Origin of the sequence: Streptomyces sp. NPDC101234, from assembly GCF_044767525.1 — a bacterium.
In the GTDB taxonomy this organism is placed as follows: domain Bacteria; phylum Actinomycetota; class Actinomycetes; order Streptomycetales; family Streptomycetaceae; genus Streptomyces; species Streptomyces sasae.
The window spans coordinates 1-7,936 of record NZ_JBIWOA010000093.1; the positions used below are offsets into that span (position 1 = coordinate 1).

Annotated in this window: 10 protein-coding genes; 6 read left to right on the forward strand and 4 right to left on the reverse strand. The window is 68.8% G+C overall.

The window, feature by feature from the left end; all coding sequences use genetic code 11:
• On the forward strand, window positions 1–659 hold a 659-nt coding region (locus ACIRR9_RS55570), incomplete at its 5' end, for an IS3 family transposase (protein ID WP_403769623.1).
• Entirely contained in the window at window positions 656–1,051 is a 396-nt protein-coding gene (locus ACIRR9_RS55575; protein ID WP_403769626.1) for a hypothetical protein, read from the forward strand. The genes ACIRR9_RS55570 and ACIRR9_RS55575, both read left to right, overlap by 4 nt.
• A 31-nt stretch (window positions 1,052–1,082) precedes the next feature.
• Here the strand turns inward: ACIRR9_RS55575 and ACIRR9_RS55580 are convergent, their stop codons facing one another.
• Complete coding sequence (locus ACIRR9_RS55580; protein WP_403769629.1) at window positions 1,083–1,433, reverse strand: nucleic acid-binding protein; 351 nt, start codon at window positions 1,431–1,433, stop codon at window positions 1,083–1,085.
• A 221-nt stretch (window positions 1,434–1,654) separates the two neighbouring features.
• Here ACIRR9_RS55580 and ACIRR9_RS55585 point away from each other — a divergent pair, with 221 nt between their 5' ends.
• Window positions 1,655–1,963 carry a hypothetical protein gene (locus tag ACIRR9_RS55585; RefSeq protein WP_403769632.1) on the forward strand — a complete coding sequence of 103 codons (309 nt, stop codon included), beginning with the start codon at window positions 1,655–1,657 and terminating at the stop codon, window positions 1,961–1,963.
• Between the two features lie 32 nt (window positions 1,964–1,995).
• Here the strand turns inward: ACIRR9_RS55585 and ACIRR9_RS55590 are convergent, their stop codons facing one another.
• Entirely contained in the window at window positions 1,996–2,520 is a 525-nt protein-coding gene (locus tag ACIRR9_RS55590; protein ID WP_403769635.1) for a hypothetical protein, read from the reverse strand.
• A 322-nt stretch (window positions 2,521–2,842) separates the two neighbouring features.
• Between ACIRR9_RS55590 and ACIRR9_RS55595 the strand changes: the two genes are divergently transcribed.
• On the forward strand, window positions 2,843–3,388 hold the full coding sequence (locus ACIRR9_RS55595) for a hypothetical protein (RefSeq protein ID WP_403769638.1): 546 nt from the start codon (window positions 2,843–2,845) through the stop codon (window positions 3,386–3,388).
• Window positions 3,389–3,403: 15 nt separating this feature from the next.
• Here ACIRR9_RS55595 and ACIRR9_RS55600 read toward each other — a convergent pair whose 3' ends face one another.
• Window positions 3,404–4,264 carry an IS5 family transposase gene (locus ACIRR9_RS55600; RefSeq protein ID WP_403769641.1) on the reverse strand — a complete coding sequence of 287 codons (861 nt, stop codon included), beginning with the start codon at window positions 4,262–4,264 and terminating at the stop codon, window positions 3,404–3,406.
• On the opposite strand from ACIRR9_RS55600, the gene tpg reads away from it, so the two are divergent.
• Window positions 4,150–4,851 carry a telomere-protecting terminal protein Tpg gene (gene tpg / locus ACIRR9_RS55605; protein WP_403769644.1) on the forward strand — a complete coding sequence of 234 codons (702 nt, stop codon included), beginning with the start codon at window positions 4,150–4,152 and terminating at the stop codon, window positions 4,849–4,851. The two genes, ACIRR9_RS55600 and tpg, sit on opposite strands and share 115 nt — an antisense overlap.
• A gap of 189 nt (window positions 4,852–5,040) precedes the next feature.
• Here the strand turns inward: tpg and ACIRR9_RS55610 are convergent, their stop codons facing one another.
• Window positions 5,041–6,270 (reverse strand): hypothetical protein, encoded by a 1,230-nt coding sequence (locus ACIRR9_RS55610; protein ID WP_403769647.1) that lies wholly within the window; start codon window positions 6,268–6,270, stop codon window positions 5,041–5,043.
• Between the two features lie 492 nt (window positions 6,271–6,762).
• Here ACIRR9_RS55610 and ACIRR9_RS55615 point away from each other — a divergent pair, with 492 nt between their 5' ends.
• Window positions 6,763–7,371: a hypothetical protein gene (locus ACIRR9_RS55615; RefSeq protein ID WP_403769650.1), complete on the forward strand. Its 609-nt coding sequence runs from the start codon at window positions 6,763–6,765 to the stop codon at window positions 7,369–7,371.
• The last annotated feature ends 565 nt before the right edge of the window (window positions 7,372–7,936 follow it).

The window sequence follows — 7,936 nt, forward strand, 5'->3', positions numbered from 1 at the left end:
GCGGCGTGGTCGTCAACCGCAGACGTGTCGAACGGCTCATGCGCCAACACGCCCTTCAGGGGCGGACGTTGAAACGCCGACACCGAACTGCCATTCCGGACCCTGCCGCCCAGGCGGTACCCGATCTTCTGCGTCGCAATTTCACCGCAGCTGCCCCCAACCGGGCCTGGATCGGCGACATCTATCTGCCCATCGCCGGCGGGAAGTTCCTGTATTCGGCCACCGTCATCGACGTGTACTCCCGTCGCCTACTGGGCTGGTCGATGGCCGATCACATGCGGGCCGAACTCGTCATCGACGCGCTCAACGCGGCTGTCCGCACTCGCGGCGGCCGGGTGGACGACGTCATTTTTCACAGCGATCATGGTGCCCACTACGGGTCGAAGGCGTTCGCCGACGCCTGCCACCGGGCTGGCATCCGCCGGTCGATGGGAGCGGTCGGCACCTCGGCGGACAATGCCGCGGCGGAGTCGTTCTTCGCCTCGCTCAAGCGGGAGATCCTGCCCGACCGGCGCGGCTGGCCGACCGAACGAGGCGCCCGGCTCGCAGTCTTCCGCTGGCTCGGCTTCTACAACCACCGGCGCAGGCACTCCACAATCGGCTACCTCGCGCCGGTCGTCTTCGAACAGAGATCAACTACGCTGGCCATCGCTGTATGACAACCGGTGTCCACGATCAAGGTGGAAGCGCCGACCGCACCTACCCCCAGCACGGCGACACGATGTACATCGTGCTCGTCTGGGACATGAGCCGCACCGCCGGTCCCGGCGGTCTCCGCTTCCGGTGGGAGGAGGAGACCGGCTGGTCCTCCGCCCTGATCGGAGTCAGCCCGGAGATCGCGACCCCGTCCCGGCCGATCGCCGCGCTGCACCGGGTCTTCGCAGCGCCCAACGACGTTGCCCAGATCGCCGAACACCTCGTGCACAACCGCCGTACGCCCACCGGCGAGTACGGCCTGGAATGGGACCAGGCGGCACACGTGCGGGCCACGATCGAGAGGTTCCGCGCCACTGTCAGGGAGCCCGGCGGCCTCTGGACGGGCGCCGGCTGAACGGGGGCCCGGTCTAGCTCCTGGCGCCGTGCTACGCCGCGGCCTCGCTGCTCTCCTTCTCCTCAAGGGCGTGCTTGAGAGCGCTGCGGGCCTCGGGCCGCTTGCCCGCGTCGACCGTGCTCCAGAAAGCGTCCGTGACGATCTTGCCCGCGAGGTCGCGCTCCCGGTACCGCAGTTCGGCGACCTGCTGCTCCTCCTGCGTCCAGCCGGGCGAGTCCGGGCGGGCGGGTGAGGTGGCGAGCCAGTAGCCCTCGGGCCGTGCCCAGGCCTCGATTGGTTCCACGGAGTACGGCAGCGTCGTGAGCAGGGAGTCGAGGTCGGCGCGTACCTGAGTGAGGGCGCGCTGCTTCTGGAGGAGATCGTCGGGAAAGTCGTACGTCACGACCGGATAGTAGTTCGACTTCCACCGCCGGCAGCCCGATGTGCCGGACCGCTGGCGCATGACGCGTCCGCTAGCGATCACATTCGACCTGTCACCGATCAGCGTGACCACAGCGCGGGAACGGCCCTGTGCGGGCCCCTATGTACGGCACCACGACCAGGGGCTCGTCCTGGTCGACGAAGACCCCGCCGGCTTGCCCGGCCCAATGGAGGGAGACGCCCGTGCCCCGGGACCGCATCGCGAAGAGCGCGTTCGCCCACTGGCTGCTGGACCGTGCCCGGCTGGCCGGGTACGACCTGACTACACACGACACGCAGGCCTCGATCCTGATCCTGGCCGCCATCGCCCTGTCCGACGGCCTGGACGAGGCGACCACGGCGAACGTGGCAAAGGGCCTCGCCGTCACGCCGCAGGAGCTGACCGAGGCCTACATCCACGAGATGCGGCAGCACGTCCTCACCGAGCTCCTGAGCCACCCCGACCTGGTGTGGCTGGACCAGCAGCTCGATGCGATCGAAGGCTCCCACTGATCCGCAGCACAGGACCGTTTCCCAGACCGCGGTCAGGCGGCTGATCCGGACGACCCGTCGCGCAGCAGGTCGCGGCGGACGTCAGCCAGGGCGAAGGCGCGCTGGAGGCCGACCACGAGTCCGTCGTCGATGTGATAGCGCCGGGCTCGTTCGTCCCGCTGGAGGAGCGGGCCGACACCGGCGGGGCCGAAGCGGCGCTGCAGCGCCTTGACGCTGGTCAGCGTGCCGCCGATCGTCGACGGCACGATCGGCGTCGACGGATGTCCGGCGAAGTACCGCTGGACATCGTCGTAGGAGGCGGTACCGCCCAGCTCGGTGACCCGGCGCAGCACCGCCCGGGCCCCGGGCACCAGCGCGGCGATCACACGGAACAGCAGCTGATCCGTCCAGCCGCCAGGCAGGGCGTCGTCGGCGAGGTCCTGCGGACCGGGGCGAGGATCCACGGCCGGGGCATCCCGCCAGGCATCGGGAACAGCCGGCCGCAGCCCGTACGCGGCCTGGACGGCGGCTATCGCCTGCTCGTACGTGTCCGTCTCGGTATCGATCGTCAGCCGCACCCGCGCTCCTCCTGTGACCGGTGCCCCATGATCCCCGCCGCCCGCCGTCCTCTGTCCACAGGTGACCCGGCCGACTCTGCTCGGTATGGATGATCAGCACACCATGCAGCAGCCCGCCCGGCTCCGGGACATGATCCTCGACAGCCTCAGACCCGTTTGAGATCTACCGCGATGCCTCGTGGTGCGCCAAACGCGGAGTCTGGCCCGGGGGCAAGTCAGGTCTGCCCGGCCGCGTTGCCCATCATGATCAGGCGTGAGAAGCTGCCGCCGCTGGAGGTATCGAGATCCCTCATCGCACGGCGGAAGGAATAGCCCGCTCACCATGCCTGACGCCCTTGACGACGTCCCTGGGATAGCGAGCGAGGGTCACTTCGCGGCATTCGTCCAGAGGTACAAGCCCCTCGACCTGTTCGCCCGCTTCCTCGGCAATCCGTTCGAGACGCTGTGCGGCGAGGCCCAGTGGGCCCTCGTGGCACACGATCCCGAGGCGGTGATGGAGCGCCTGGCGATAACCGGTCCGCCCTACCCCCTCGCTGACACCCACTTCGACTGGGACGCGGCGGTGCCGGAGGAGCGGTACATCGTCACCCGAGTCGGCCTGTTCGCCCCCGTCACCCTGCAGGTGTGGACCACGCTGGCGGGCTCTCACCTCGTGCAGGGCGCGCTGACTTGCGTCATCGCCAACCTCAACCAGCCGGAGGGCAAGCGTGTGGTGCAGTCCTGGCTCGACCTGGACGAGCACACCCCGAGCCGCCTCCTGAAACCCGACACCGACCTGCTACGCACCCGCATTTTCAGCGTCGGCACGTGGCTCCCCACCGACTACCCGCCCGGATCCCCTGAACGCGAGGGTCGCAGCACGACCTAGCGTGCCTTGCCCGGATTAGCCGGATTCGCTTGGAAGTCGGCGAGTGAGAGGGCGTCGGCCCGGACGGGTTGAAGGGCGGCCTCGCGTGAGCCGCCGGACCATGATGCCGATCATCGCCCATCGAATCATGCTCTCGGAGTGGGCCGGGATCGTTTCGTAGTCCCTGGCCAACCGCCGGTTGGCGATGAGCCACGAGAACGTGCGCTCCACGGCCCAGCGCTTGGGCTGGACCCGAAAGCCGCGCTGGCCGGGGTCCTTGCGGACAATCTCCAGTTCTCGGCCGAGGGTCTCTCTTGCCCAGTCGACCAGGCGGCCGGCGAAGCCCTGGTCGGCCCAGATCTTGCGGACGCTGGGGTGGTCCAGGCGGGTCCACAGCAGTGGGTGCCTGGCGCCGTGGCGGTCCTGGACGTTGGCCGCGACAACGTGGACGGCCAAGATCAGACCGAGGGTGTCGGTCACGATGAACCGCTTCCGGCCCTTGACCTTCTTGCCCGCGTCGAAGCCCCTGGTGACAGCCGGGACCGTGTCGGCCGTGCGGATCGACTGCGAGTCGATGAGGCCCGCGCTCGGCTCGACGTCACGGCCGTCTGCCTCGCGGATCTGGTCCCGCAGGGCGTTGTGGATGCGGCCGACCGTGCCGTCGTCGTGCCACCAGGTGAAGTACCAGTACGCCGTGGGCCACGGGGCGAAGTCTTTCGGCAGTTGCCGCCAGGAGCACCCGGTCCGGACCACGTAGAAGATCGCGTCCACGATCCGACGCCGTGGGTGTTTCTCGCGCCGGCCGCCCTTCGGCCCTACCCGCGCAGGCGGAAGCAACGGCTCGACCAGCGCCCACTGTTCATCCGACAGGTCCGACGGATAGCCCCCACCAGTCACGCCAGGACCAACGATCAGCGAAGGCACGGGGCAACGGAGATCTCAAACGCGGTCTCAGACGCGCGGAACGCGCCCTGCTCACCCGTCCCGCACCGAAATCCCCGCGAGCCCAGATGAAATTCCTCTGCACGCGCGCCAAAGGCTCCACGCAGGCCGTAGCCGAGCAGTTGGGCGTCTCCCGCAGCACCGTGGAGCGCTACCTCTCGGGCACCTCCAGGAGGCCCAGGAAACGCCTGCAGGCGGCTCTGGGGGAGGAGACCGAGTCACAGTGGCAACCCCAGTTCATGGCGCAGGCGAGGCAGCGCGCGGCCACTACCAGAGGGCTCGTCATATCCTGCCGCGCGTACTTCGGGTTCGGGCCGGAAGGGACCTCGGACACGGGCCGGATGCGGGACATCAGTGCGGCTGTCTCCCCCGCGCACGCCGACCGGATCCTGGCCGCGCAGCAGGGCGGTACGACGGACGACGATCTGCGCAAGCTGGTTGCGGACGCCCTCGCGGACGCCTATTTCCGCGTAGGAGGAGGCGGCCGCGCGGGCCTGCACGTGGAATTCAAGGACGTTGAGTGGCTGGAAATAAGGCTTTAGGAGCACGGAATTCAGAGCTGCTATAAACCTGTGCTTGAGCCGAAGCACGATAGCTGTCACCGAGTCACCGAGGCAGCCTTGTTGTCACCAGAACTCCGGGATGGGGCACGAGGGGACCACAGCCCAGGTGAGCGTGGCGGCCCCCGGATTTCGGACCGGGGGCCGTCGGACGGATTCAGTCGGACGGATTCAGTTGGGCGGGTCGAGGGAGAACACCGAACGGACCCCCGGCGCCGGGGCTATGCGTTCATTGATGCCCCACAGACGGCCGGAGGAGGGGGCCCAGGAGAGGTTCTGGATGAGCGGAGGGCCGTACGTGAGCACGTGCGGCGCGCTGCCGGGCTTTGCCCAGTGGATGCAGTACGGAAGGTCGGCGGTCGCCGGGTCATTGGGGTCCCGGTCCGCGTATTCGGGGCAGGTGCCGCTGAAGTAGAAGTATGTGCCGTCGGTCGCCGCTCCCTGCACCCCCCAGACCGGGGTCCGGTAGCCGGCTGTGGCGTGGACGGTGCCTTCGTAATTGGTCGTGCCGTCCGTGTCGAGCAGCGTGTCTGCGGCGTTCAGTGGCCAGCGCACGATCGGGGCGCCGCCCGTCGAACGGCGGAACTCGGACGTGATGAGCCCGTCGGTACCGGTGCGGTCGAGGCTGAGGGAGGTCATGCACGGGTTGAGGTCCGTGCAGGGATCGCCCTTGGTTCCGTTGTCGTAGAAACCGATCATGGGCAGGGCCCAGTTGTGCCAACGAGCGGAGGACTTGCCGTCGCTGATCCCGACGGATTCGCGCGTGTTGTCCGACATCCGCCACAGGTGGCGCAGGTCGTAGACCTGGATCTGGTGTCCGCTCGCCACGAACAGCCTGTTGCCGTACCAGGCGATGCCGTCGGCGTGACCGGCGAACGGGCTGCCGGCGGCGCCCACGGCCTGGAAGTTCCCCGTGGTCTGGGTCTCCATATAGGGATCGACCAGCATGATGTGGTTGTAGATCGTGTGGTCTCCGCCGTCGTTGTCCACGACGGAGATTCGGGCGAACTCGTTGCTGCCGGTGTTCCTGCTGTGCCAGGACGCGATATAGACGTACTTGTCGAGCCACTTGCCGTCGGGCTGGGCGTCATGCGATCCGGTGATGCCCTGGGGCACCCAGTCGCCGGTGGTGTCGTCCGCTTGCTCCCAGCAGAAGCCGTCGACTCGGTAGGACGTGTTGAGGTTCTGGTTGCCGTGGCACAGGTACGGGCGGCCACTGTGCCCGCTCCCGCTGAGCAGGGGCGCCAGCGAGTTGTACGCAGTCACCTTGCCGCTCGCCTCGACGGCGTCGATGGCGCGCCATCGAGACGCGAAGTCCCCGGCTGTGAGGGTCATCTTGCCGGGGTCGGATATCGGGTCCAGGGTGCTGGCCGCCGCGGCCGGCTGTGCTCTCGCCAGCATGATCAGGAGTAATCCTAGGGTGAGCCCGACCGCCAGGTGAACCCTGAGCATCCGCTGTGTGTTTGGTATGTGCATGGCAGTGAAGAGTAGCCAGGCCGTGCGGCAGGTAATACTGCGGGTCCGGGTGTTCCCTGAGTCCGAGCGGCCATTCGCCTGCACGACGCTGTCGGGTCCGGGCCGGGACTCGGAGCGCCTGGATGCCACGCCGCGCCGGAGACTTCGGACTTACTCGTCCCCCGGGGCTGCTGGGCAGTTCAGGCGACTGGTGGAGCGCGCCGGAGCTGGTGACGCCGATCCTGCTTTGCGCGCTGCTGGTGGCAGACTGCGTGCTGCCCTGGTGACAACCATCATGCTTTGCCCGATTGAAGCCGCAGGTCAGCCGACGCCGAAGGTGACATCTACCGTGCTTCGGCTCACTGTGCTGTGCCCGCAGCACGCCACGCGCTGCGGGCCCGGCATCCGTTCGATTCCCGCCACGATTGGGAGGCTCGTGTGAGCACCTCCGCACCCCGATCCCACCGGCGGCCGCACGTCCCCGCCGGCCGGGCGGCCGCGCCCCGCGAGCCGGTCGACTACGCGAAGATCGGCCGCTGCTCGGTCCGACGGCGTGCCCGCGGCATGACCCACACGGGGGCTGCTGCCGCCCTCGAGGAAGCCGAGCTGCAGCAGCACATGGACCGCCACCGCGAGGACCTGGCCGGCGATGAGCGCGGCCCGGCCGAAGTCGCAGAGTGGACGCGCATCGTGCAGCTGCTCGCCACCTTCGGCGGCACGTACGACCCGGACACCGACACCATGGTCCAGGACGAGCTCGCCGCCGACGCGGAACGCGAACGCGCGAAGCAGCTGGAGAACGACAAGCGCCGCCAGGAGGAGGAAGCCGAAGCCGCCCGCCGCGCCGCCCTCGCCGCCGACGTCCTGCGGCACGCCCTGCTGCGCACCCTCGCCCGCACCGGCCTGCTGGACTCGCTCAGCGAGGACGAGCAGGCCGCCGTCAACCGGCTGCCCGACTCCGACCCCGCGGCCGCGCTCGCCGTCAACGCCCTGCTCGCCCGCGCCCACGAAGCCGGAACCGGTCTGCGCCCGGGGGCCGCGTCGTGACGGGCGACCCGGACACGGTCGTCGCCGTATGGGTGGAGTCGACCTGGTGCGTCACCCGGTACGAGAGGCTCACCGCCGACGGCCAGGTCCACGTCGACGGCCGAACCCCGCTGGGCGAGCCCCGGTACCACGAGGGCGAGGACGACCCCGACCACAACCCGATCTGCCACTTCGTCGTTGTCCTCAGCGGCCGTTGTCCTGGATTATTCCCAGCTCGCCCAGGATCAGCGAAGCCTGTTGTCCGCCACCGCGGCACCGTGGCTCGACACGGGCGAGTGGCCGCCATGGCCAACGTCCAGCACCGGATCCCCCGGGTGAGCGCCACGAGTCTCGCGCCTTCCTTTGCGTGGGTCACTTGATGCGCCGGGCGATTGGTGGGGTGTTGTCGCGGCCATGGCCCGGCTGGGTGGTCACTGTGCCGTCATAGGCTCCGGTGCGTTGTGGGCGTGACGGTAGGCCAGTGGTGACAGGCCTAGTAGGACTCCGTTAAGTTGCTCTGGCTCTCGGGTTCTGGCTGGTGGGGGTTGTTCTGGGCAGGGGTTGGTGGCAGGTGGTGCAGGTGCCG